This window comes from Agathobaculum faecis (assembly GCF_014287995.1).
In the GTDB taxonomy this organism is placed as follows: Bacteria; Bacillota; Clostridia; order Oscillospirales; family Butyricicoccaceae; genus Agathobaculum; species Agathobaculum ammoniilyticum.
In genome coordinates this window covers 1-22,243 of the sequence record NZ_JACOPL010000022.1, presented here as the reverse complement: position 1 = coordinate 22,243, position 22,243 = coordinate 1, and the positions used below count along the sequence as shown (strand labels likewise).

Below are 22,243 nucleotides of genomic sequence, written 5' to 3'. Positions count from 1 at the left end.
GAAAGTGTCAATATTGATGATTACGAGCAGTATCTACGACTAGATTATTCAGGAGCGGTTAGCCTTGAGGACTTTGGCAAAACCGTCTTTCTGACCCGCGAAGAGGCCGAGGCCGCACTGGAGGGGATGAAGGATGCTGACTGACTTTGGGCGCAAGGCGCGCGCATACCGCCTCCGACACGACATGCTGCTGTATGATATGGCGCTGATTATGCGCCTCGGCACGGCGCAGCTCAGCGGCTATGAGTGCGGGCGGGCAGAACCGCCTGCGGATGTAGTGGCATCGCTGGACACGCTTATCAGGGTAGAGAATAACCTGCCTGTGCCGGAGCCGACAGAGGAGCAGCGAGACGCAATAAACGCAATATCAGAAGCGTGGAGGATGTTGAAATGAAGTGCATCTGTGGATACGAGCAAGACAAGCCATTTGAACAATATAAAAACTTCGTCCCGTCTGGCATGATGAGAAATATATACACAGTAGAGGCGCACAAAAATCTGTATATCTGCCCTAAATGCGGTACAGTAAAATTTGAGGAGGCCGAGCATGACCAAGTGCTGCGCCACCTGCGCCTGGTATGAGGACTATCAGGGCGTGTGCTTTAACGGAGATTCCCCGTACTGCGCCGACTTCACGGAGCCGGAAGATGCATGCGAAGAATGGAGGAAAAAAGATTGAAAAAGTTTGCAATCATGGATGGCAATATGTTTCTGCAGCGGTTAGAGCCAAACGAAAGATACGCAAAGTCCGCAAGAGGCATTCAGACCGATCTGCATACATACAGCGAATATACTCCGATTTTCGGACATGAAGAACATTGGATGGACAGCCGAACGGCAACAAGCTATTTGGCTGGATTGGTGGAAAATTTACGCTGGGAGGGTGATAGATACCATGCCTATGCACTTATCTGCAAAGACTATAACGGAACTTAAAAAGTGGTCTGAATCTGCTGCGTGGGAAAAGACAGCTGCTTTGTTTTCCGCCCTGGGCGGGAACGAAAACATAGAAAAAGCTGGCTTGCTGGATGAACAGTTTATTCGGAAGGTAAAAGATCATCTTTCGGAATTAAAGAAAATTTTGGAGGCCGACCATGAAGTTTCGGAGTAAGACGGGCGAAGTGTTTGAAATCCTGTCCAAATGGGAGTTCTTTTATGGGCAACGAGCAGGACGGGAATTGTGGGCAGATAAGCCCAAAGAAGTCCAAGACCAGGACATAGCCAATTTTAACCGAGATATAGAGACGGTAAAAAACTGGGTTAACGAAGCCGCCCGCCTGATGGGCTATGAGGTGGTGGAGGATGATAAAGTGGTCGAAATCGACCAAGTTAAAAAGGAGGCCAACATGGACAAGCCGAGAATTTGCGAGGTGCTTGGGGTGGAAGTCAATGAAAATTTCAAGTTCAACGATTTTCCATTTGACGAATGCAAGGTTTATTTTGTCGGTACAGACGGAGAAATAAGAAATGCTAAAGGTGGTTCGGTCACTGGCGGAGAACTGTGCTACATCATTAACAACCCCGACCGCATCATCCGCAAACCCCGCTGGACGGAGCAGGAGGTGGAGGACGCTAAGGCGATACGGCGTATTATGTCAGAGTATACCGATATAGTAAGAAAAAAAGATGGATGTGTGACTCACTTGTTCCTGACAAGCGAAGATGTTGTTGTGGATTATTTTCTTGATTCTGAGTTGTTCCCCTCGCTCCGCCCCGGCGAAACCGTCACCCTTGACGAGATCATCGGAGGTGCGGAATGACTAACACCGAACTATACCGCCTCGCCCTTTCTACATACGGCGCAGAAGCCCAAACGCTCATGGTCATGGAAGAAATGTCCGAACTGCAAAAGGAACTGTGCAAGCACGCCAGAGGGAAAGACAATCAGCTTTCCATTGCTGAAGAAATCGCCGATGTGCTTATCATGCTCGATCAGATGATGATACTGCACGATTGCGAAAGCATTGTAGCACAGTATAAGCAGGAAAAACTGGAGCGGCTGGAAGAGAGGCTGAAACAATGAGAGAGATCCTTTTCAAAGCAAGGCGGCTGAGTGATGGCGAATGGGTGGAAGGGTATTACATAGGCCCAATAGGCGTACTTGATGTACATGAAATTTGTGATATTCATGATATTACAGGGCCGCGTGTTGAAGTTGATCCCTCCACGGTCTGCCAGTACACCGGCCTGACCGATAAGAACGGGAAGAAGATTTTTGAGGGGGACAACGTCTATGACCCGCACGAGAACTCAATATACACAGTAGAGTGGAACGAAAATAATGCGATTTTCCAGATGGCACATGACTGGCGCAGAAGGAGCGTGGAGACGGCATACTACTGTGAGATCATCGGCAACATCCACGACGGGGAGCAGGAACAAAGTGACTGACTACTCACCTGAAATCGAAAAATATTTGGAATGGAGGTATGGGAGTGACCCTGAAACAGCTCGAGCAGTACGAAGCGATGATGAAAGAGAAGAAGCTATGGGAAGCGGAGCTGAACGCGCTGTATAAGAAATACGGCGGGTCGGTGAAAGACACGGTGCGCGGATCGTTTGCAGAGTACCCATATACAGAGCATCCGGTCACGATAACAGGCGTACAGACCAGGCCGAACAAGCGGATACTACAAAAAGAAGCCCGTCTGAAACGCCGCCGCGCAGAGGTGGCAGAACAGCTTGAACAAATAGAGGATTTTATTGACGGGCTGGAGGACAGCCAGCTAAGGCAGATTATCCATTACCACTACATAAAGGGATATAGCTGGGTGAAAACTGCTGGAATGGTGAACAATAAGGAAAGTGCTGTCAGGATGAAGGTAAAACGCTTTTTTGAATGAAATGTGTGCGTTTTGTGCGGAAAATCTTTGCTATTATGTATAATAGCAAAAAGTATATGGAAATGCCGATTGCAGCCTGAAATTCATGTGTTCCTCCATTTCTACCCGTCCGGCCGGTGCTGGGCGGGACATGCCCCCAAAGCTGCATGAGGCAGAGGGGGAGCCATAGTTTTTCCCGCGCCCGACGGGTTATTCGGGCAATATGCGGCGAGCATGATGCGAAGCGACGCAGGGCGGGTATACACAAACTGCGAAGCGTGGCGGCTCATTACCGTCACGCCGCCCCATGAGGTAGGTGATGAGAGATGGGCAACGCTTAACAGAGGCATAAAAGAACAAATGTAGAATATGCGGTGGCGGAATAAGGTAGACGCTATGGTGACGGGTAGAGTGGCACCTATTATCCTGCTGGCGGTGCGGGTATAGTCCCTCGTGTTTGCAGGCCGCAGAAATGCGCGACGGGCGTTAGACAGCAATCCACTCATGTGAGGTGCAAATCCTCACCCGCATATCAACATGTCCCTAAGCCCGCATGAGGGCGGCGGGGCAAACTGTTTCCGATCATCGCCCACGCGGGGCGAGGCGAAAGCCGAAGCACCAAAGGCCACGGGGCAAGCGCGATCACATGTGAAGCTCCCAGTGTGGAACGCCTCCTATTCGTTGGCGAAGCTGGGAGGTGCGGGGCAGCTCCCCTCCGACAGCCGGACGTATGCGGCGCGATAGCTCGCATAAGAGAAGAAGCCTGCACCTGCGCAGCACGCACCATGTATGTGCCTTAAATTACATGACAAAGAGAGGTGAGTAATCCCTTTCCTTGGCGTAGTGTGTGCAGGGCGGGCGATACCCGCGATAAGCGGGTATATGGGGACATTGGGAAAGCGCAACAGCGGATGCGCGCCGGTTCGATTCCGGCTGTCCCCCAAATTTATTCGTGCGGGCGAGAAGTTGCCCGAATAAAAAAGCACTCTCAATCGAGGGTGCTTTTGCTTTGGAGGAAACATGAAAAGCAAGACATATGAAGAGTTTGTAGAAAAGTTCAAGCCGAAGAAAACAACAGATGATTGTTACACGCCGCCGCTTGTATATGATGCGGTAAAAGACTGGGCGTGCGCAGAATACAACATCGATCCGAAGACGATTGTCCGGCCTTTTTGGCCGGACGGGGACTATGAAAAATTCGCGTATCCGGACGGATGTGTTGTGCTGGACAATCCGCCGTTTTCTATTTTGGTGAAGATATGCGAGTTTTATCTCGACAAGGAGATCTCATTCTTCCTATTTGCACCGTCGCTTACTGCTCTATCAGGCAAAAAGGTCTACATGCGGATGAATCATATTATTTGCAATGCAGGAATTGAGTACGAGAACGGTGCAATCGTCCGAACGGCATTTGTCACGAACCTCGGCGACGATGTTGTAATGCAGACAGCGCCGACATTGGGCGCGGCTGTTAATAGCGTGGTCGAAGAACTGCGGAAAGAAAAGGTGCGGACGCTGCCGAAATACGACTATCCTGATCATGTTGTGACTGCGGCAATGATGCAGAGGTACAGTAAATACGGTATCGATTTTAAGGTTCGGAGAAAAGACTGCATACAAATATCCGCATTGGACGCACAGAGGAAAAACGGGAAAACCATTTTCGGAGCAGGGCTGCTATTGTCGGATCGCGCTGCGGCTGAACACGCGGCGGCTGAATGTGTGGCGACTGAACGCGCTGTGGCTGAACGTGATGCAGCGCATAAGTGGATGCTATCCGATAGGGAGCGCGACATAATTGCAAGTCTTGGATAAGGAAAGCCGCTATCCTGACGGATGGCGGTTTTGTTTTGCGCAGATTGGAGGTGGCGTTATGGCTGCGCGGCTGACGGATAAACAGAGGAAGAAAATAGTTGCGGATTATGTTGAACTTGGCAGCTATAATGCCGTCTCGAAAATCCACGGCGTATCAAGGCAGACAGTAAAGAACATTGTCACGAATGATACAGATATTAGACAAAAATTGCAGCGAAAAAAGGAAGAGAATACCGCTGATATCATAGCATACATGGAAAGTAAGCGCGGCGTTGTGTGCGAGATTATTGACAAAGGGCTGGATGTATTGAATAGCGAGGACAAGCTGGCCGAGGCGACACCGGCACAGATTACAACCGCCCTTGGCACGCTGATCGATAAGTGGACGACGACACAGGAAGCGGGAAGCGGAAACGACAATGGAGTAAAGGTGATAATCGATGTCTGAAACTAAACTATCATCTGTGATAGGTCCCGCGTTTCACTTTCTGGCGCGCGACGTGTTTCAACATGGACACACGCATTACGACTTATCCGGCGGGCGGGGCTCGTTAAAATCTTCCTGCGTATCGCTGCTTGTCCCGCTGATACTTATTGCCAATCCAGGAACGCATGCTGTTGTGCTGCGCAAAGTGGCCAATACCATCCGCGATAGCGTATACGCGCAGTACTTATGGGCGATAGGTGAGTTGGGTATGGCGGCCTATTGGGATGCAAAGGTACAACCGATGGAACTGATATACCGACCGACAGGGCAGAAAATTATGTTTCGCGGTGCAGACGACCCGATGAAAATAAAGTCTATCAAGGTGCCGTTTGGGTATATCGCGGTGACACACTTTGAAGAGAAAGACCAGTTTGCCGGTCGGGCAGAGATACGAACTATCCTGCAATCTACTATGCGCGGAGGGTCTAAGTTTTGGAATTTTGAGAGTTATAACCCTCCTATCAGCCGTGATAATTGGGCGAATAAAGACAGCTTGGAAGAACGTAAAGACAGGTTGTGTCACAAAAGCACATACCTTGAAGCACCGTCCGAATGGCTGGGAGAGCAGTTTATCACGGAAGCTGAACACCTGAAAGCCACAGATGAGCGGGCATACCGGCACGAATATCTGGGGGAAGCAGTCGGTACCGGCGGGAATGTATTTGAGAATTTGGAATTGCGTGAAATCACAGATAGAGAAATCGCATCTTTTGACCGCATCTACCAAGGCGTTGACTGGGGATGGTTTCCCGATCCATTTGCATTTATCCGGCTTCATTATGATAGAGCGAGAGAAACGATTTATTTTATTGACGAAATATATCAGAACAAGCTGACAAACGATGCAAGCGGAAAGCTGATACTGCAAAAAGGATATAGAGACGCTTATATTACATGCGACAACGCAGAGCCGAAGTCTTCAGCGGATTATCGGGCGATGGGGCTTCCGGCAAAAGAAGCAGTCAAAGGCCCTGGCAGCGTAGATTATGGCATGAAGTGGTTGCAGCGCCGAAAGATAGTCATTGACCGCCGCCGCACACCACATGCCTACGATGAATTTGTCAATTACGAATATGAGCGAAATAAGGATGGCGAGATCATCAGCGGGTATCCGGACAAAGACAACCATTTGATAGATGCTACGCGATACGCACTGGAACGTATATGCAGGATAATGGGGGCGACCGCATGAATGTAATTGGGAAGCTGAAAGAATTAGGCTTTTCTACCGTAGACGAAAGCTTTTACCGAAAAGTAGATGAATGGAAAAGTTGGTATATAGGAAAAGTAAAAGGCATCCATACTTACAGAAGGTACAATGGCCATGAATGGGCAAAATGCGAAAGAGCATCGCTTGGCATGGCAAAGAAAGTCTGTGAGGATTGGGCAAATCTCCTGATGAATGAGAAAGTTTCTATCACATTAGAGGGGGAAAAGGAACAAAAATTTATAAACCGTACATTCGAGGAAAACAATTTTCTTGTAAAGTCAAACGAACTGCAGGAAATGGCCTTCGCGCTTGGCACAGTAGCTTTTATTCCGCGTGTGGTAGGAATGGAAGCCACAGAGGCAGGTCCTACCCCTGGCAGCGCGAGCGGTATCGTGTTGGACTATGTTACGATCGAAAACATATGGCCTATCGCATGGCAGAACGGCATTATCACCGAGTGCGCCTTTTCCAGCGTGGTCACGGTCAGCGGCGAGGATTACTGCTACCTGCAAATCCATCATAAGGTCAACGGCTTGTATGACATTGAGAACCGAATTTACCGCTACCGTAACAACAATTTGGATACGGAATTATCGTTGACGGATGTGCAGGGATTTGAACGCGTCCCGTCTGTAGTACACACAAAGTCCGATAAACGTCAATTCGTTATTGACCGCCCCAACATTGCAAACAACTTTGATTACTCCATTCCGCTTGGAATATCTGTCTTTGCGAATGCCGTTGATGTGCTGATAGGGGTAGACAAGGCTTATAACTGTTATGCAAATGAGTTTGACAATGGCGCGCTGTTGCTAATGGTGAAGATGCCAGCAACGGATTATATAGACGGAGAGCCAACGGTTAATAGTGCAGACAACCGATTTTATCTATTGCCAGAGGATACGAAAGAGGGAAACGTTGTCGAGCCGATCAGCCCGCAGCTTCGAACAGCAGAATTGAATATAGGGGTACAGGATCAGCTTAATTTATTATCCAGCAAGTGCGGATTCGGAGAGAATCATTACAGGTTCGATCAAGGCAGCGTGGCTACCGCCACCCAAGTCGTCAGCGAGAATAGCACCCTGTTTCGCACCATTAAGAAACATGAGATCATTCTGGAGCAGGTGCTTGTGGAACTATGTCGAATCATCCTGCATTTGGGTAATACAGCAATGAGTGCAGGATTGAATGAGGACGTAGAAATATCCATAGACTTTGACGACAGTATTATCGAAGATAAGCAGTCAGACTTTGCACGAGACATGCAGCTTTTGAACGCCGGCATTATGAATGATTGGGAGTTTCGGGCTAAGTGGATGAACGAGGACGAGGAGACAGCCAAGAAGATGCTGCCGAAGATGGAGGATATGACGGATGAACCGCAGGAAGAAGTTGAATAATGAAATTTCCCATTACACCGGAATACCTGGAGGCTGCGCCGCAACCGATCATAGATGCGGTGCATGGGTTGGAGAATGATATCCTGCGGGAGATATGCAGCCGGTTCCGATTGACAGGCGAGCTAAATGAAGTAGCAGTCAATGATATCCGCATCCTGCGCTCTATTGGTTTGGATATGGATGATATAGAAAGGTGCATAGCGGAAAATACCAAAAGCACAATTCCGCAGGTTGAGGCAGCGCTTGACAGAGTAGTCGATATGAGCCGGAGATACTACGATAGCTTAGCGGATAAAGCAAGCATTACCATGCCAGCGCACCTTGTGTCCGCTGTGGATATTGCAATAATCAAGGCGCAGACGCTTGACGGATACCGCAATATCACCCGTTCGCTTGGCTTTGCAGTGCAGAGTGGAAGCGTGAGAACATTTCAGCCCATTGCAAAGGCATATCAGGCGGCGCTCGATAAAGCCGAGCTGAAAGTATATTCCGGTTCATTTACCGTGCAGCAGGCAATGGAAGACGCTGTTCGGGAGTTAGCGGACAGCGGCATAAGCATTGTAGATTATGCCAGCGGACACCGAGATCATGCGGATGTGGCCGCAAGGCGTGCAATTATGACAGGTCTGAATCAGGTTACCGCAAAATATTCGGAAGCGGCAGCGGAGGTATTGGAAACCGATCTGTATGAGGTCACAGCCCATCGAGGCGCGCGCGATAAAGGCGCTGGCTGGCAAAATCATAAAAGCTGGCAAGGCAAAGTTTACAGTACGCGCTCGGACAGCAAATACCCGAACATATACACAGTTTGTGGATTGGGCGCTGTCGATGGATTGGAGGGAGCTAATTGCAGACACCGAAAGTACGCCTTTCTGGAAGGTGTATCCGAGCGGGCATATACCGATAAGGAGCTTCAGGAAATTGACACGCCGCCTATCACCTATGAAGGACGGCGGTATACCGCATATGAAGCGACGCAGAAGCAGCGCGAGATCGAGCGCACGCTGCGCAAACTGGAGCGCCGAAGGATCGGCTACAATGCGGCTGGCATGGTAGAGCGGGAACAGGAAACCAAAGCCCGCATCACCCGCTTACAACGAAAATACAGGGCGTTCAGTAAGGCGGCAAAGCTGCCGGAACAATGGGAACGCGCTAAAATAATTGAATAAGTCAAACGCTGTGCGAACGCATGGCGCTTTTCTTATACCCATTTTGTCAGAGAAGACGTTAAAACCCAAACGACAGAGAAGTCGGGAAACCCAAAACAAGACAGAGAAGTCTTAAAAACCCAAAGGAGAATTGACATGGCAACGATTGACACCAGTACGATTGAGGGATTCGATGGCATGACCGCCGACGAAAAAGTAGCTGCACTTCTTGGCGTACAGATTCCCGATGCAGTAGATTTAAGCGGGTATGTCAAGAAAGACGTGTTTGACAGCAAAGCAAGTGAAGCCGCAACACTTGCGAAGCAGCTAAAAGCGAAAACAACCGAAGCGGATAACGCTACCGGTATGCTGACAACCACGCAAGCAGAACTTGAAGAACTGAGGCGCAGCTATTACGTCGCTTCAAAAGGTCTTTCCGGCGAAGAAGCGGAGTTTATCACATTCAAAGCCGGAAAGATGGTGGATGACAAGACCACCTTCGAGCAGGCTGTGGATGCACTGACAGCAGATCGCAAGAATCCCACTTTCGACTGGACTGCGCCTGTTGGCGGCAACGGAACAAAAGAACAAACGGAAAACAGCATGATGAACGCGCTCATTCGTGGAGCGCTGAAATGAAAGGAGACTTAGATTATGGCAGTAAGTGCAATTGACAGAACAAAATTGGGCGGGCTTATCCCTGAGCCTGTGACCCGCGAGATTATGCAGGGCGCGATTGCGGAGAGTGCCGTGCTTAGGATGGCTCGCCGTCTGCCTAACATGAGCAGCAAGACGCAGACCATCAATGTACTTGACGCATTGCCCACGGCGTACTTTGTGAACGGCGAGGCAACTGCAAGCGGTGCGGAAGAGAATGCTTTCAAGCAGACTACCACGATGGCGTGGAAAGATAAGAAAATCACGGCAGAGGAAATCGCTGTTATCGTACCTATCCCCGAAGCGGTGCTGGACGACAGTGCTTATGACATTTGGGGTGAGGTTCGACCGCGCCTGACCGAAGCATTTGGAAAGGTTATCGATGCCGCTATTCTGTTTGGTGTCAACAAGCCGACCTCTTGGCGTGATGGGCTTGTCCCATCCATCAGCACGGCGAGCAACGAAGTAACCGCGACCGCTAATATCTTCAAGGATATCATGGGAGAGGGCGGCGTGATCGCCAAGGTTGAAGAGGATGGATTCATCCCCAATGGCGCAATGGCAGCAATCAGTATGCGGGCGAAGCTCCGCGGCCTTGTGGATGCGAACGGACAGCCCATTTTCAAAACCGATATGCAGGGCAGCACCCGCTATGCGCTGGATGGAATGGACATGTACTTCCCCAACAACGGTGCGTTTGACGCAACCAAGTCCCTCATGATTGTCGGTGACTGGAACCAGCTTATCTATGCGATTCGGCAGGACATGACCTTCAAGATTTTTGACAGCGGTGTGATTCAGGACCCGTCCACCAAGGATATCACATATAACCTCATGCAGAACGACATGGTTGCGCTTCGTGCAGTTATGCGTCTCGGTTGGGAGGTTGCAAATCCCAAGAGTGCGTTTAACGCCAGCCTTTCCAATCCGTTCCCGTTTGCCAGCTACAAGGCGGGGGAATGATCGGGTCTGACACTCTAACCCTTTTCCCCGGCAGTCAGACCCTATTGGGGAAACAGGTTTCCGATATGGTGGGTAACGATCTGAAAGTTTATCAGAGCGGAGAAGTGGTCGGCACGTTCCATTATGTGACTGGCTTTACTGGATTTAGCAGCGAGCCGGAGGAGCAAGCCGGATATTACTTTCCGTTCCACCTCACCAAATCTGGAACCAAAATGACATTCAAGAAAAATGGGACACCCACAAAGCAGGATATCGTATTCGATCCAGACATCATATTCAGGGTGTCGCGGAATGACACGTTTGAAGTGATCGTAGACGATAGCAGCGTGGTAACGTTCAATTTTAAGCAGGCATCTTTTGAGACGCAGACCAAATCAAAGAGCCGTGCAAGAAAGTGAGGGCGCGTAATGGTTTACGCAGACTATGATTATTACAAAACAGCATATCTGGGAACAGACATCACAGAAAGTGATTTCCCTCGCCTTGCGCTGCGTGCAAGCTCCTTTTTGGATTACTACACGCAGGGACGGGCGGGGGAAAACCCCAGCCTTGATGCGTTGAAAATGGCCTGCTGCGCTGTTGCGGAACAATACCGCGTGATCGATGCGTACCAATCTCGTTCTATTGAAGAACAGGAAAAGCAAAGCGAAAGCGTAGGCTCGTGGTCTGTAAGCTATCGTGGCGGTGCGGAGGCATCGCAGGAATCCCAAACACAATTGAAAAGCGCTGCAGCACAGTACCTTGCAAGAACGGGCATGTTGTACAGGGGACGGAGGTGTGGGACATGCGATTACCCCACACTGTGACCCTGTTCCAGCCGTCCGGCCGGACAGTCCTTTCCGGTGTCCTGCTGGAATCTACGCGCGGCACATCCGTTTCCAAAACGGCGATGAACAGTGCGGATACAGTGACGTTGCATATCCCGTTTTCCGTTGCGCCGGATTTGCGGCTCGACCCTGAAACGGATTACTTCGCCTATGGCGACGTTCCGGACGAGGGGAGCTATCAGGCGAACAGGGAGAAGCATGAGGTGTACCGCGTGACTTCGGTTGCGCGGTATGACTATGGCTCGCCGCAGATGCAGCATTGGGAGGTGGGTGGTAAATGATACGGTATTCTCTTGCTATCGATATTCCGGATGATGTGCTGGATGGACGGATAAAAAAAGCGAATGCCTGGTTGCAAGAAGAAATTATTAAAGACACCGACCAATTTGTGCCTGCGCTCACTGGAGCCTTATCAACCAATGTCCATCGTGACGGGAATGCAATTGTATATGCAATGCCATATGCGCGCTATTTGTATTATGGGAAGCTGATGATAGACCCTGAAACGGGAAGTAGCTATGCCAGAAAAGGCTCAAGGAAAGCACTGACAGATAAGAACTTAATATTTAATAAGTCAATGCATCCACAAGCGACCTCACACTGGTTTGAAGTAAGCAAAGCCGTGAACGAAGAGAAGTGGGAGCAGGGGGTGAAGAAAATCCTTGCCGACAAGTAAAAAGATAAGCTATGTAACGGCACGCGAACAGGATAGCATATCGCGCGCCGTTCTTTTGTGGCTGAAAAAGCATAGCCCTGCTATCGAGTTTGAATATCTCCCGCCGGAAAGGTCAGGGATAAGCTTGACGACCATCCAGGGGGCGTATAAGACAGCACAGTACATTGATGGAAGCTATGAGGCACAGTACCAATTCGGGATACTGTACAGGTCCCTGCCCACAGATAGCGAAGAACGGTTAGACGCGGAAAGCGAGTTGAATAAACTTGGCGAATGGGCCGAGGAGAATTGGCCAGACTTGGACGATGGGAAAACCGTCACCACCGTGCAGCGCACATCTTCCGCGAGCCTGCTTGCAAGGTACGAAGATAAAGTTGAAGATTATCAAATCCTGATGACAATGGAATATGAAGTAGGAGGTTAATATGGCAGTAACAGAAAAAATTAAAAGACCGCTGATTGCACATTTTCTTGATGTTGGAGAGACGTTTGGAGAATATTCGGCAGCAACATGGGCGCGTCTTGGCAAAAACGTTACCGAGGCATCAACTGACTATGGCGCGCAGACCGAAACTGAGCAGGACATTATCTCGGAATCGGCCACAACGGAAATTACCGGATACCAGCCCACCATGAGCGTATCCCAGCAGTGTACGAAGGGCGACGAGGTGTTTGAGTATGTGAACCAGAAGCGGAGAAGCCGTGCCACTCTCGGAAGTTCGCATTCCTGGCTGCTCAATATTGATATGTGGGATTCTACAGGAGAAAGCCCTGATATCACATACAAGGCAGAAGTACAGGAGGTTTCCGTACAGGTCGATACCTATGGCGGCGCGGGCGGTGAGACACCGACGCTGGAGTTTACGCTCAACTATGTAGGCGACCCGATCCCAGGGACGGTAAAAATTACGTCTGGCAAACCGACATTTACGGCTGATGGAGTAGGGGTGTAATAAATGGACAGTATCAGAATTAACAATGGCGTTAAGGTGATTGAGGTAAACGACGCGGGCGACACGATCCGCCTGCCGCTGTCTGACGACAGTTTTGTAAAAGGCTTTTATGGGCTTCTGAACGATATCAAAACGCGGGCAGAGGCGATTTCAGCTAAGAAAGCCGATATTGCAGAAACAATTGACGACGTTGTAAAGTTCGATGAGGAAGTACGCGATAAGACGGATGCGCTGATCGGGGAAGATACCTGCAAAAAGGTGTTTGGTGATGTTCTCCCGTCCTCTGATATGTTCATTGAACTGTTTACCAAACTGCTGCCGTTTATTGAGGAGCATACCAACAAGCGTGTCGCCAATATGAACAAGTACAGTGCGGAGCGTGTCGGCAGTGTATAACATGCTGCTTGACCGGCTTCCAGAGGATTATGAGGGATATCTGATCCGGACGGATTACCGTATCGGCATCCAGGTATCCCTCGTTCTGGATGATCCCAATCTATCAGAAGAAGATCGGATATGGGTTGCGCTGTGCCTCCTCTATGGGAAAAGCCTGCCGCCGCTTGAAACTGCGCTTGCTGGCCTGACGTGGTTCATGCGCTGCGGAGAGGAAAAGGAGATGGAAAGCGGCGGCAAGCGCCTTATGTGGTTCGATTTTGACGCAGCGCGGCTGTATTCATCATTCAGACAAACGTTTGGAATCGAATTGCATAAAACCAAGCTGCACTGGTTCGAGTTTATGGCAATGATAGATAGCCTTGATGAAAGCAGCGCACTATCGCATGCCATACAGATACGGGGTACTGATACCAGCAAAATGAAGGGCAAGCAAAAGCATGATTATGAACGGTTGAAGCGGAATCTGACCCCCGCGCCTGCGCTTTCTGATGAAGAAAAAGAGGCAGTAGAAGCGTTTTGGGCGCAGTTTGATGGGTAATTTCTGTTTCGTTTGCAAAAAACCTTATAAATTGACACTGGACAACGCGCTATGATATAATAAAAAAGCCCCCATAAGGGGGCGGGCGCAGTCGTGCCAACGGTAGGCGGTTAAGTCTTGCCCCTGAAAGGGGGCGGTTGTATGGAATATCTCGTAATACTTGTCATTGTACTCGTACTTATCGAGCGTATTTTAGACAATAAAAAGAAGTAGCCGCCCTCACGTCCAAATGAAGCGGCTACTTCTAATGCTTCAGGGGGCTAACCGTCTACCGACTGCGCCCTTTGTATCTATATTATATCATGCGCGCTGCCAAAGTCAAGGCAGAAACAACTCAACACATAGACCACCTTACACATCGTAGGGTGGTTTTCTTATACCCATTTTGAACGAAAGGGGTGATTGAATGGCAAATGCAGACGGCTCCATCAGAATAGAAGCTACCGTAAGCGACGAACAGGCCAAAAAGCAGATCGCCCAAATGTCAAAGGACATTGAGAAGCAGACTGCCGCCGTAGAGCGTCAGGCCGAGAAAGTCAAGAAGCTTGCCGCGCAATGGGAAAAAGTGTCCTCTGGCGGCGCGCGCGGGCTGAAAATGAAGACTGATTTGGAAGCGACGGAAGCCGAGGCAAAAAAGCTGGCGCAGCAGCTTGAAGAGGTAAACGCAAAAGCATATTCTGCGCAGGCCGAATATAGCGAAAAGCTCAAACAGGCTGCCGTGGGCGCGATTCCACAGGAAGAGTTTTCTGAATCCGCGCAAAGGTTGAATGCCCTTACCGCAGAATCGGACCGCCTCGCCGAGGGATTGAGAAAAGCGGATGAAAAAGCCGCGCAGCTTCGTCAAACGCTGGCAGAAACGGTTGAGAGCGCACGGAACAGCACGGTTGGGCAGAATCTTGAGAGTAATTTGTCCAATGAGCAGGTCAAGCTTGAGAACATGCGCGCGGGGCTGCAACAGTCAAAAGCTGAATTTTCCGACTTCTCGAATACGGTAAATGAGAAAATCAGGCAGAACAACAGTGTTATAGGCAAGCTGAAAGCTGCCCTTGCCAACACTTTCGGGAGCCTGAAAAAGAATCTCGGCAGCGGCATCGGGGCGGCGGCTGATAAGGCGAAAAACAAAATCAGTTCATTCGGGAAATCCAGCGCCAAAGCGCTCGATAAGACCGGAAAAAAGGCAAGTGCCGTTGCAGTCCGTCTCCGCAGCATTGTTGCGGGCGCGTTGTTTTTCAATATTATATCGAGGGCGCTGACTGCCTTAACCGAGGATTTGGGAAAGGCGCTGCTTGCAAATAAGGATTTCGCAAAATCATTCGGCCAGATCAAGAGCAATCTGCTGACGGCGTTTCAGCCGATCTATGACACTATCCTGCCATGGCTCAATATGCTGATGAAAGCCTTGGCGCAGGTCACGGCGCAGATGGCGCAGTTTGTTGCGTCTGTATTTGGCACTACCGCACAAAAGGCGCAGGAGAATGCGGATGCCCTGCATCAGCAGGCGCAGGCGACGGAAGAGACGACGCAGGCGACAAAGGATGCGGAAAAAGCCCTTGCCAGCTTCGACACCATTCAAAAGCTCGGCAATGGCACGGAGAAGCAGGAGCAGCCGAAGCCAGGCGAACCGCAATTTGATACGGATTATTCACAAATCCCCATGCCGCAATGGTTGACCGACTTCTGGAAAGTGTTTCAGGATTCGTGGGCGCAATATGGGCAGGCGACTATTGATTCAGCGAAAGCCGCGTTGGAAGCCCTGAAAGGCATGGTTTCTGCAATTGGCCAGTCGTTCATGAGTATTTGGACGAATGGCACGGGCGTAGCAACACTGAATAACCTGCAATTTCTGCTTCAAACCATCCTTGACATCGTAGGCGCTATTGCAAATGCCTTTAGGGCGGCGTGGGAGCAGAACAACGTCGGCGAACAAATGTTGCAAACCCTGATGAATCTGCTCAATACCATAATCCAGATCATAGCATCCATTGGTCAGGCGTTCCTCGCTGCGTGGGAAAATGGTAATGCCGGACAGGCTATGTTGAGCGCGATCATGACGATGGTACAGCAGATAGCCAGCTTTGCAAATTCCATAGGACAGGCGTTTTTGATAGCGTGGAATGAAGCGGGATTGGGGCAATCCATTTTCTCGCATATTCTTTCCATCGTGCAAAACACCGCTACGGCTATCGGCAATATAGCAGAACAGCTTCAAATTGCATGGGAGGCCAACAACAACGGCGTTCAGATATGGGAAGCGATTCTTGGCATTATTGATAGCATTGTCGGCACAATTGACCGTATCGTGCAAGCGACTGCGGCTTGGGCGGCAAGCATCAACTTTGAGCCGCTTCTTTCCGCTGTTGCGTCTACCTTAACTTCACTCAAGGGTGCAGTAGACGCGATAGGCATAGCGGTTCAATCAATATGGCAAAGCAAAGTACTGCCCTTCCTTACGTGGGTGACCCAGACTGCACTTCCTGCATTACTCGGCCTCCTAACAAATCTGTTTAATTATTTGGCAGAGAATCCAGAAGTAATACAAACATTAATCGAATTGGTTGTGGCATTTGTTGCTGCGTGGAAAATTGCAGGAATTATATCCGGAATAGCCAAATTAGTTGCATCGCTTAATCCGATGGCGGTTGTTCTGGCTACGATTTTAGGGCTTGTAATATCTGTTACAGCAGCATGGGGAAACATGACAACCTTAGAAAAGGTAACGACAGTCATATATGGTGTTGTGGCAGCAGTAGCAGCGTTGGCTGTTGCGCTTGGGGCAATCACTGGCCCCGCAGGCGCGCTCTTAGCCGCTGCATCAATCGCAACGGGAATTGCAATGGTTATCCACAATATCAATAGCGCAAATAAAAGGGCTGCAACTGGTGCCTCTGTCAGCGGTAGAAGCATAGGGGGGTATGCGATGTCCGCATACTCTCTTGATAATCTTCCCCATCTCGCATCCGGCGCAGTAATCAGCCCGAATAATGAGTTCCTCGCCGTTCTGGGCGACCAAAAAGCAGGAACAAATATTGAAGCACCGCTTTCAACGATCAAACAAGCGCTTTCCGAGGTTCTGGCAGAGCGCGGTGGAGCGAATGGGAATGCGCCTATCGATCTGTACATTGATGGTCAGAAATTCGCGCGCATTACCGGAAACTATAATTCATCCGAAACGCGCCGCAGAGGGATGAATCTTGTGACAGGGGGTGCGCTATGATCCTGACCGTTGATGATGTGGAGTATGACGTACTCGTTCCCGCCGGTGGCGTAAAGCGCAGCTTTGATATACTGGACGGTAAAAATGCAGGCCGCCTTACGTCTGGCCGAATGACGCGAGATATTACAGGTACATTCTATAACTATGAATTGCAGATATACCCCAAGATTGGCCACTATTCAGACTATGACAGCTTGTATGAAGTGCTTTCTGCTCCGGTTGACAGCCATATAGCCATTTTACCGTATGGTCAGGGCATGTCCACCTTTGAAATGTATGTGACAACCGGACAGGATACGCTTGCGCGCAAAAACGCAAGCGAAACCTACTGGACAGGGCTTTCCGTTAAGTTTGTTGCAATGGCACCACAGAGGACATGAATATGGGAAATATAATCAAATACTTAGATAAAACATTTGATGAATCCGCAATAAAAAGCGGCAATCCTTACTACGCGCGGTCGCTTTTGTCGAGTTCTCTTGAGATCGACGCGTTCAGTTTTGAGGTAACAAGCGACGATACGACGCTGACACAATTTCAAAGGAATACCCCATTGACGTATTTTCACGATGATACGCAAATGGGGACTTTTTATGTCCAAAAGATATCCAGAGAGAATATCAACACCTACCGCTTTGACTGCACCTCCACCGTCGGCCTGTTAGACGAATCCTATCACAACGGAGGCATCTATACCGGCCAGACGGTAGACGAGGTGGTTACGGATATTTGCAGTCCGTATCTCGTTATTGTAAAGAACAATATCAAGAGTATCAAGCTGTATGGCTGGCTCCCCATCGCCACAAAGCGCGAGAACCTGACGCAAGTCCTGTTTGCGATCGGCGCAACGCTCAAGGTGGATTATAACGGGGTAATCCGCATAGAGGGGTTATGGGATTCCCAGTCAGCGGAGATCGATGCAGACCATATGTACAGCGGCGGCTCGGTCGAATACGCAACGCCCGTGACGCAGGTTATCGTAACCGAGCATGCTTATAACCAGACCGCGACGGAAACAGTAGACCTGTTTGAGGGTACCGCATCGGCTGGCGATAAGATCACATTTGACGAGCCGTGTTATGACCTTGTTGCAGACGGATTCAGGATTACGGAATCCGGTGCAAATTACGCGATTGTAACTGCGGGTAGTGGGAAGCTGACGGGCAAGAAGTATGTGCATACCACAAGACAGGTGATCAAGGATATCGCACCGAAAACGCGGGACCTGATAGACCAGTCGGACAGCGTGGTAAAGGTTGAGAGCGCGACGCTTGTTTCGCTTGCCAACTCAAACGCCGTTGCCGACCGCCTTGTAAACTACTATTCCTGCAACGAGCGCATTGTAAGCGATGTGCTGGTGCAAAGCGAATCCCCAGGCGATGTGGTGAGCATTGTACATCCATATGGCGGTACGGTAGAGGGCTGCATTGAATCCTCGGATATCACAATGTCGAAAAAGCTGAAATCAAACGAGACAGTCCTTGTCGGGTACAAGCCGCAGAACATTGGGGATGTGGAGTATTACGACAAATCGGAGATATTGACTGCCTCGGGTAACTGGACTGTGCCGGACAATGTGACAAGTGTCAGGGCTGTGTTGATCAGCGGTGGACAGGGTGGATTAACGGGAGAAAAAGGCGAAGATGGCAAACAGAGTAACCAGGGAGGCACAGGCGGTGCTGGAGGAAAAGGCGGAGAGGGAGGAAATGGCGGGAGAATCCTTCAATCGACTTTAAATGTGAATCCAGGCGACACCTTTGCGATTACCATAGGAATCGGAGGCGCTGCGGGAGTAAACGGAACGGATACAACATTCGGCTCCTTGTCTACTGCAAGCGGAGCCTCATCGCCCAATGGATTTACAGATCCTTTCACAGAAGTGACCTATGCAGCCAAAGGGAAAAACGGAATGGAAGGTGGTAAAGGCGGCGATGGAACAAAAAGCGAAACAGCTACGCGAGCCTCTAATGGTGCAGATGTATTAAGCTTCATTGGTGGGCAAGGTGGTAATTACGAATACAAAAAGCGGGAAAGTGGAACACACGCAGGGAAGAGCGGCTATGCAGGCGGCGGCGGTGGTGGCGGCGCTGCAAACGGTGGAAACGGAGAAGATGGTAATGATGGCATGGTAGATTGGGTGGATAGTATTACCGGCTATGGCCCAGGATACCACTGTATTGGTGGAGCAGGCGGCGACGGAGGCGCGGCAAATATACCGCCAGAAAAGGAATCAGTGCCCGGGCAAGGCGGGATTGGTGGAGCCGGTGGCGGTGGCGGCGGTGGCGGCGGTTATCCGCGCGGTACAGTTCCATCGGCAGACTGGGTTGGAACTGGTGGCAGCGGCGGTTCCGGAGGCCCAGGAGGTGCGGCTGGCGACGGCTGCGTTATCCTGTATTATTCCCAACCCAAGGAGGGCAGCTTGGGCGGTGCGTTCAGAGACAAAAACAATAAGCTGTTTTTGGACAAATTCGGCCGTCAACTGGTGGTGTGAGGTGAGAATATGTCATATTACACAAGCAAATACAGCGGCGAAGATATAGACACGCTGCTGGATAAGATCGCTGCGTCAAATGTATCACTGGCCGCAGCCAATGTCTCACTGTCCGAAAAGGTGCAGCAGCTTGAAACCCGCATTGCGGCGTTGGAGGGAGAGGCTACAGTGTGAATTATCCTGAAATTACTTTCGATAACTGGACGCTCTCCGCGTCATGTGACGTAATTGCACGGCAGTATGATAATAACTCCCGCGCCCTCTATGTTGTCGGTGAATTGCCGGAGGGATACGAGTGGGACATGCTGGTGTCCGTAGGGGACAACCTCAATATCATACGCCTGTCGCCAATGGATGAGGGCATTGGTGCTGTCCTGACAGACGACCAGCTTGCATTCGGCAACGTGGCTTACACCATGCAGCTTAGAGGGACACAAGGGGATGTTGTCCGGCACACGAACAAGATTTATCCATACATACCGGACAGCCTTTCAGGGGATGCACAGTGGCCGACGATTCCGTCTGAGTTCTCCGACTATGAAAAGCGGCTGGAAGAACTGAATGACCATCCCCCGATGCCGGGCGACAATGGATTTTGGCTGATCTGGAACACGGACACACATGAATACGAAGAATCCGACGTTCCGCTTCCGAGTGGTACAGGATCGGGAAATGTATCGTCCAAAGAAATCAACGTGATAAAGGTATTAGACCTTGCGGAATATGAGGAGCTTCCTGAAAAGGACGCAAGGACGCTGTACCTGATCAGGGGGTGAGGGGATGATAAGTGTCGGTGCTGATGCAATATCCCAATTGTTTATAAAGGATATGGGGATAAAAACCGCAGCAATTGGAAACGAAATCATTTATACCCGCCAGGGAGGATGCTTTTACCTCGAGCTGAATGCGGATGAAAAGGAGAATGAATAAATGGCAAGTTATTTTAACTTAACCCTTGATACCACGGCTCCGTCTGGCCTGACGTTAAGTATTAATGACGGAGCGCTGTACGCAACCAGTACGGCGGTCAAGCTGACGATCGGCTTATCGGATGAAGTAACCACCGGCTACCAGATGAAGATTTGGGGCATTGACGGTGTGGATGGAGAAGCGTCGGCAAGCTGGGAAACCTTTGCAAAGACAAAGAGCGTCAACCTGACAGGCGGAGACGGTTTGAAAACCGTACATATCAAGGTGCGCGACGATGTAGGCAATGAAACCGAAGAAGTATCGGACGATATTACGCTGAATACTGCGGTTCCGGTTGTGACGATTACCGGTCCCGACAAAACGAAGATTTCCAAGGTTGAGGGCTTCAACAAGTCCAAGATCACCTTTACCTGTGATGTTGACTTCGCGGAATACAAGGTATGCGTTGTTCCGCAGACCAGTTCCACGCAGGATGCAGGTACGGTCATTCCCACGACTGCCGGTTCCATTAACACGAGCGGTTCCGAGGGCAGCTATCCTAAGACTACGCCCATCGAAGTCACTATTACCGGCACCGATCTTGAGACTGCATCCTCTGGCGACAGCGTGAAGATCGTCAAGGTGTTTGTTAAGACCGCCGCAGGCATTTGGAGTGTAGCGTAATGGCCGCGCCCCATTTGACATTCTCCATTACGGGGGAAAAGATTTCGGCGGTTTCGGGGTTTGACAAAGTAATTGTGGCTTTCCAGTCGGATATAGCCTATCAGGCTTTTGAGTGCCGCGCTACGAAAGTAGACGAAGATTGGGGCAGAGGGAAAGGGGCGCTGATCGCGTCCTTTTCCCAGACCCCAGCTAATACGCAGCGGCAGTTTGATGTTTACGACGATTTCCTGCTGAAAGGCGATGGGGAATACCGGATTTCGCTTTATGCCCAAGGCGAGGACGGAAGCTGGAACGATAATTACTATTACATCCCGCAGGACAGTTCAATGTATATCTGCGCGGATGGGAAGCCGTATCTTTGCATGAGGGAGTGATAACATGCCAACGACCGAAGGATATAATGGAACATTTACAGGACCACAGATTGATGAAGCGATCGCCAAAACAAAAAATACAATAACCGCATCAAACGGCGGTGAGCTTGACATAGCGGAAAGCCTTGGGACCGGTCCCTATGTGATTGAGTTCACCGAAGAAACCTCATCCGGCGGCTCGGGCGGCATGACGGAGGAGGAAGCGGACGCAAGGTACCTCAAGCTCGCGGGCGGTACGCTGACGGGCGCGGTCGATATGGGCGGAAACGCTGTGACCAATCTGCCCGCGCCGGTAAATGACGGCGACGTGGCGAGAAAGGCTGATGTGGAAGCGGGAAAGCCCAAGGCGACGCTTGTTTCCCTTCCGGCAGCTGGTTGGAGTGGAAGCGCGGCTCCATATACACAAAACGTAACGGTTTCCGGCATATCGGCAAATGAAAGTGCGCAGTTGATTCTTCCAATGCCCGCCGCAGCGAGTATGACTGCATATAACGCGGCGGGTATTCAATGCACAGGACAGGCGGCAAATACGCTGACATTCCAGTGTCAGACCAAGCCTTCGGCGGCAATCAGTGTTTATGTGACCGTACAGGAGGTAAGAGCGTGATCCATAATCCGATCATAGTGGGCGAATCGACCAAAGGGCTGATGAAGTTTACGGCGCGGGTGAGCTATACCG

Annotated in this window: 31 protein-coding genes and 1 tRNA gene; all 32 read left to right on the top strand. The window is 50.2% G+C overall.

Going from position 1 to position 22,243, the window contains the following annotated elements; genetic code table 11:
• The first annotated feature begins 133 nt into the window (after positions 1–133).
• The 32 genes from H8S45_RS14515 (at position 134) to H8S45_RS14365 (ending at position 22,171) form a co-directional block, all read left to right on the top strand.
• A complete protein-coding gene (locus H8S45_RS14515) occupies positions 134–394 on the top strand; it encodes a helix-turn-helix domain-containing protein (RefSeq protein WP_186950380.1) in 261 nt (86 codons plus the stop codon).
• A 153-nt stretch (positions 395–547) separates the two neighbouring features.
• Complete coding sequence (locus H8S45_RS16635) at positions 548–679, top strand: hypothetical protein (RefSeq protein WP_256435237.1); 132 nt, start codon at positions 548–550, stop codon at positions 677–679.
• Between the two features lie 129 nt (positions 680–808).
• A complete protein-coding gene (locus tag H8S45_RS14510) occupies positions 809–1,111 on the top strand; it encodes a hypothetical protein (RefSeq protein ID WP_186950378.1) in 303 nt (100 codons plus the stop codon).
• A complete protein-coding gene (locus H8S45_RS14505) occupies positions 1,095–1,760 on the top strand; it encodes a hypothetical protein (protein WP_186950376.1) in 666 nt (221 codons plus the stop codon). The genes H8S45_RS14510 and H8S45_RS14505 overlap by 17 nt, the downstream gene beginning before the upstream one ends.
• Positions 1,757–2,023, top strand: a complete 267-nt coding sequence (locus tag H8S45_RS14500) for a nucleoside triphosphate pyrophosphohydrolase family protein (RefSeq protein ID WP_186950374.1) — start codon at positions 1,757–1,759, stop codon at positions 2,021–2,023. The genes H8S45_RS14505 and H8S45_RS14500 overlap by 4 nt, the downstream gene beginning before the upstream one ends.
• The gene (locus tag H8S45_RS14495) at positions 2,020–2,391 is read left to right on the top strand and encodes a YopX family protein (protein ID WP_186950372.1); all 372 of its coding nucleotides are present in this window, start codon (positions 2,020–2,022) and stop codon (positions 2,389–2,391) included. The genes H8S45_RS14500 and H8S45_RS14495 overlap by 4 nt, the downstream gene beginning before the upstream one ends.
• 44 nt (positions 2,392–2,435) lie before the next feature.
• Positions 2,436–2,843, top strand: coding sequence for a hypothetical protein (locus H8S45_RS14490; protein WP_186950370.1), 408 nt, complete (start codon positions 2,436–2,438; stop codon positions 2,841–2,843).
• Positions 2,844–3,706: 863 nt separating this feature from the next.
• Positions 3,707–3,764: transfer RNA gene (locus tag H8S45_RS14485), tRNA-OTHER, on the top strand.
• Between the two features lie 78 nt (positions 3,765–3,842).
• Positions 3,843–4,637 (top strand): hypothetical protein, encoded by a 795-nt coding sequence (locus tag H8S45_RS14480; RefSeq protein ID WP_186950368.1) that lies wholly within the window; start codon positions 3,843–3,845, stop codon positions 4,635–4,637.
• A gap of 58 nt (positions 4,638–4,695) precedes the next feature.
• Positions 4,696–5,085 (top strand): helix-turn-helix domain-containing protein, encoded by a 390-nt coding sequence (locus H8S45_RS14475; RefSeq protein WP_186950366.1) that lies wholly within the window; start codon positions 4,696–4,698, stop codon positions 5,083–5,085.
• Positions 5,078–6,316: a PBSX family phage terminase large subunit gene (locus tag H8S45_RS14470; protein WP_186950364.1), complete on the top strand. Its 1,239-nt coding sequence runs from the start codon at positions 5,078–5,080 to the stop codon at positions 6,314–6,316. Before H8S45_RS14475 ends, H8S45_RS14470 begins: the two co-directional genes overlap by 8 nt.
• Complete coding sequence (locus H8S45_RS14465; RefSeq protein WP_054328394.1) at positions 6,313–7,734, top strand: phage portal protein; 1,422 nt, start codon at positions 6,313–6,315, stop codon at positions 7,732–7,734. The genes H8S45_RS14470 and H8S45_RS14465 overlap by 4 nt, the downstream gene beginning before the upstream one ends.
• Positions 7,734–8,903, top strand: coding sequence for a phage minor capsid protein (locus tag H8S45_RS14460; protein WP_054328393.1), 1,170 nt, complete (start codon positions 7,734–7,736; stop codon positions 8,901–8,903). Before H8S45_RS14465 ends, H8S45_RS14460 begins: the two co-directional genes overlap by 1 nt.
• Before the next feature lie 135 nt (positions 8,904–9,038).
• Positions 9,039–9,521 carry a hypothetical protein gene (locus tag H8S45_RS14455; protein ID WP_054328392.1) on the top strand — a complete coding sequence of 161 codons (483 nt, stop codon included), beginning with the start codon at positions 9,039–9,041 and terminating at the stop codon, positions 9,519–9,521.
• 15 nt (positions 9,522–9,536) lie between these two features.
• Complete coding sequence (locus tag H8S45_RS14450) at positions 9,537–10,502, top strand: phage major capsid protein (protein WP_054328391.1); 966 nt, start codon at positions 9,537–9,539, stop codon at positions 10,500–10,502.
• Complete coding sequence (locus tag H8S45_RS14445) at positions 10,499–10,900, top strand: hypothetical protein (RefSeq protein WP_054328390.1); 402 nt, start codon at positions 10,499–10,501, stop codon at positions 10,898–10,900. Before H8S45_RS14450 ends, H8S45_RS14445 begins: the two co-directional genes overlap by 4 nt.
• 9 nt (positions 10,901–10,909) lie before the next feature.
• The gene (locus H8S45_RS14440) at positions 10,910–11,308 is read left to right on the top strand and encodes a head-tail connector protein (protein WP_054328389.1); all 399 of its coding nucleotides are present in this window, start codon (positions 10,910–10,912) and stop codon (positions 11,306–11,308) included.
• Positions 11,287–11,610, top strand: coding sequence for a hypothetical protein (locus H8S45_RS14435; RefSeq protein WP_152959513.1), 324 nt, complete (start codon positions 11,287–11,289; stop codon positions 11,608–11,610). The genes H8S45_RS14440 and H8S45_RS14435 overlap by 22 nt, the downstream gene beginning before the upstream one ends.
• Complete coding sequence (locus H8S45_RS14430) at positions 11,607–12,005, top strand: minor capsid protein (protein ID WP_054328387.1); 399 nt, start codon at positions 11,607–11,609, stop codon at positions 12,003–12,005. The genes H8S45_RS14435 and H8S45_RS14430 overlap by 4 nt, the downstream gene beginning before the upstream one ends.
• Positions 11,992–12,429: a hypothetical protein gene (locus H8S45_RS14425; RefSeq protein ID WP_054328386.1), complete on the top strand. Its 438-nt coding sequence runs from the start codon at positions 11,992–11,994 to the stop codon at positions 12,427–12,429. Before H8S45_RS14430 ends, H8S45_RS14425 begins: the two co-directional genes overlap by 14 nt.
• A 1-nt stretch (position 12,430) precedes the next feature.
• A complete protein-coding gene (locus H8S45_RS14420) occupies positions 12,431–12,958 on the top strand; it encodes a phage tail tube protein (protein WP_054328385.1) in 528 nt (175 codons plus the stop codon).
• Between the two features lie 3 nt (positions 12,959–12,961).
• Positions 12,962–13,354: a hypothetical protein gene (locus tag H8S45_RS14415; protein ID WP_054328384.1), complete on the top strand. Its 393-nt coding sequence runs from the start codon at positions 12,962–12,964 to the stop codon at positions 13,352–13,354.
• Between the two features lies 1 nt (position 13,355).
• A complete protein-coding gene (locus H8S45_RS14410; RefSeq protein ID WP_243182495.1) occupies positions 13,356–13,892 on the top strand; it encodes a Gp15 family bacteriophage protein in 537 nt (178 codons plus the stop codon).
• Between the two features lie 406 nt (positions 13,893–14,298).
• Complete coding sequence (locus H8S45_RS14405; RefSeq protein WP_054328382.1) at positions 14,299–17,106, top strand: hypothetical protein; 2,808 nt, start codon at positions 14,299–14,301, stop codon at positions 17,104–17,106.
• Positions 17,103–17,486, top strand: a complete 384-nt coding sequence (locus H8S45_RS14400; RefSeq protein WP_186950360.1) for a hypothetical protein — start codon at positions 17,103–17,105, stop codon at positions 17,484–17,486. The genes H8S45_RS14405 and H8S45_RS14400 overlap by 4 nt, the downstream gene beginning before the upstream one ends.
• A gap of 2 nt (positions 17,487–17,488) precedes the next feature.
• Positions 17,489–19,597 carry a glycine-rich domain-containing protein gene (locus H8S45_RS16680; protein WP_186950358.1) on the top strand — a complete coding sequence of 703 codons (2,109 nt, stop codon included), beginning with the start codon at positions 17,489–17,491 and terminating at the stop codon, positions 19,595–19,597.
• A 9-nt stretch (positions 19,598–19,606) separates the two neighbouring features.
• Positions 19,607–19,771, top strand: coding sequence for a hypothetical protein (locus H8S45_RS14390; protein WP_153802408.1), 165 nt, complete (start codon positions 19,607–19,609; stop codon positions 19,769–19,771).
• Positions 19,768–20,373, top strand: coding sequence for a hypothetical protein (locus tag H8S45_RS14385; protein WP_054328526.1), 606 nt, complete (start codon positions 19,768–19,770; stop codon positions 20,371–20,373). Before H8S45_RS14390 ends, H8S45_RS14385 begins: the two co-directional genes overlap by 4 nt.
• A gap of 4 nt (positions 20,374–20,377) precedes the next feature.
• Positions 20,378–20,527, top strand: coding sequence for a hypothetical protein (locus tag H8S45_RS14380; RefSeq protein WP_186950356.1), 150 nt, complete (start codon positions 20,378–20,380; stop codon positions 20,525–20,527).
• On the top strand, positions 20,528–21,190 hold the full coding sequence (locus tag H8S45_RS14375) for a hypothetical protein (RefSeq protein ID WP_186950354.1): 663 nt from the start codon (positions 20,528–20,530) through the stop codon (positions 21,188–21,190). It abuts the gene before it with no gap.
• Positions 21,190–21,564 (top strand): hypothetical protein, encoded by a 375-nt coding sequence (locus H8S45_RS14370; RefSeq protein WP_186950352.1) that lies wholly within the window; start codon positions 21,190–21,192, stop codon positions 21,562–21,564. Before H8S45_RS14375 ends, H8S45_RS14370 begins: the two co-directional genes overlap by 1 nt.
• Positions 21,565–21,568: 4 nt before the next feature.
• Complete coding sequence (locus tag H8S45_RS14365; protein WP_186950350.1) at positions 21,569–22,171, top strand: hypothetical protein; 603 nt, start codon at positions 21,569–21,571, stop codon at positions 22,169–22,171.
• Positions 22,172–22,243: the final 72 nt, after the last annotated feature.

Coding starts and splice junctions, on each gene's coding strand:
- H8S45_RS14515 (WP_186950380.1), top strand. CDS start 134: ATGCTGACTGACTTTGGGCGCAAGGCGCGCGCATACCGCCTCCGACAC.
- H8S45_RS16635 (WP_256435237.1), top strand. CDS start 548: ATGACCAAGTGCTGCGCCACCTGCGCCTGGTATGAGGACTATCAGGGC.
- H8S45_RS14510 (WP_186950378.1), top strand. CDS start 809: ATGAAGAACATTGGATGGACAGCCGAACGGCAACAAGCTATTTGGCTG.
- H8S45_RS14505 (WP_186950376.1), top strand. CDS start 1,095: ATGAAGTTTCGGAGTAAGACGGGCGAAGTGTTTGAAATCCTGTCCAAA.
- H8S45_RS14500 (WP_186950374.1), top strand. CDS start 1,757: ATGACTAACACCGAACTATACCGCCTCGCCCTTTCTACATACGGCGCA.
- H8S45_RS14495 (WP_186950372.1), top strand. CDS start 2,020: ATGAGAGAGATCCTTTTCAAAGCAAGGCGGCTGAGTGATGGCGAATGG.
- H8S45_RS14480 (WP_186950368.1), top strand. CDS start 3,843: ATGAAAAGCAAGACATATGAAGAGTTTGTAGAAAAGTTCAAGCCGAAG.
- H8S45_RS14475 (WP_186950366.1), top strand. CDS start 4,696: ATGGCTGCGCGGCTGACGGATAAACAGAGGAAGAAAATAGTTGCGGAT.
- H8S45_RS14470 (WP_186950364.1), top strand. CDS start 5,078: ATGTCTGAAACTAAACTATCATCTGTGATAGGTCCCGCGTTTCACTTT.
- H8S45_RS14465 (WP_054328394.1), top strand. CDS start 6,313: ATGAATGTAATTGGGAAGCTGAAAGAATTAGGCTTTTCTACCGTAGAC.
- H8S45_RS14460 (WP_054328393.1), top strand. CDS start 7,734: ATGAAATTTCCCATTACACCGGAATACCTGGAGGCTGCGCCGCAACCG.
- H8S45_RS14455 (WP_054328392.1), top strand. CDS start 9,039: ATGGCAACGATTGACACCAGTACGATTGAGGGATTCGATGGCATGACC.
- H8S45_RS14450 (WP_054328391.1), top strand. CDS start 9,537: ATGGCAGTAAGTGCAATTGACAGAACAAAATTGGGCGGGCTTATCCCT.
- H8S45_RS14445 (WP_054328390.1), top strand. CDS start 10,499: ATGATCGGGTCTGACACTCTAACCCTTTTCCCCGGCAGTCAGACCCTA.
- H8S45_RS14440 (WP_054328389.1), top strand. CDS start 10,910: ATGGTTTACGCAGACTATGATTATTACAAAACAGCATATCTGGGAACA.
- H8S45_RS14435 (WP_152959513.1), top strand. CDS start 11,287: ATGCGATTACCCCACACTGTGACCCTGTTCCAGCCGTCCGGCCGGACA.
- H8S45_RS14430 (WP_054328387.1), top strand. CDS start 11,607: ATGATACGGTATTCTCTTGCTATCGATATTCCGGATGATGTGCTGGAT.
- H8S45_RS14420 (WP_054328385.1), top strand. CDS start 12,431: ATGGCAGTAACAGAAAAAATTAAAAGACCGCTGATTGCACATTTTCTT.
- H8S45_RS14415 (WP_054328384.1), top strand. CDS start 12,962: ATGGACAGTATCAGAATTAACAATGGCGTTAAGGTGATTGAGGTAAAC.
- H8S45_RS14410 (WP_243182495.1), top strand. CDS start 13,356: ATGCTGCTTGACCGGCTTCCAGAGGATTATGAGGGATATCTGATCCGG.
- H8S45_RS14405 (WP_054328382.1), top strand. CDS start 14,299: ATGGCAAATGCAGACGGCTCCATCAGAATAGAAGCTACCGTAAGCGAC.
- H8S45_RS14400 (WP_186950360.1), top strand. CDS start 17,103: ATGATCCTGACCGTTGATGATGTGGAGTATGACGTACTCGTTCCCGCC.
- H8S45_RS16680 (WP_186950358.1), top strand. CDS start 17,489: ATGGGAAATATAATCAAATACTTAGATAAAACATTTGATGAATCCGCA.
- H8S45_RS14390 (WP_153802408.1), top strand. CDS start 19,607: ATGTCATATTACACAAGCAAATACAGCGGCGAAGATATAGACACGCTG.
- H8S45_RS14380 (WP_186950356.1), top strand. CDS start 20,378: ATGATAAGTGTCGGTGCTGATGCAATATCCCAATTGTTTATAAAGGAT.
- H8S45_RS14375 (WP_186950354.1), top strand. CDS start 20,528: ATGGCAAGTTATTTTAACTTAACCCTTGATACCACGGCTCCGTCTGGC.
- H8S45_RS14370 (WP_186950352.1), top strand. CDS start 21,190: ATGGCCGCGCCCCATTTGACATTCTCCATTACGGGGGAAAAGATTTCG.
- H8S45_RS14365 (WP_186950350.1), top strand. CDS start 21,569: ATGCCAACGACCGAAGGATATAATGGAACATTTACAGGACCACAGATT.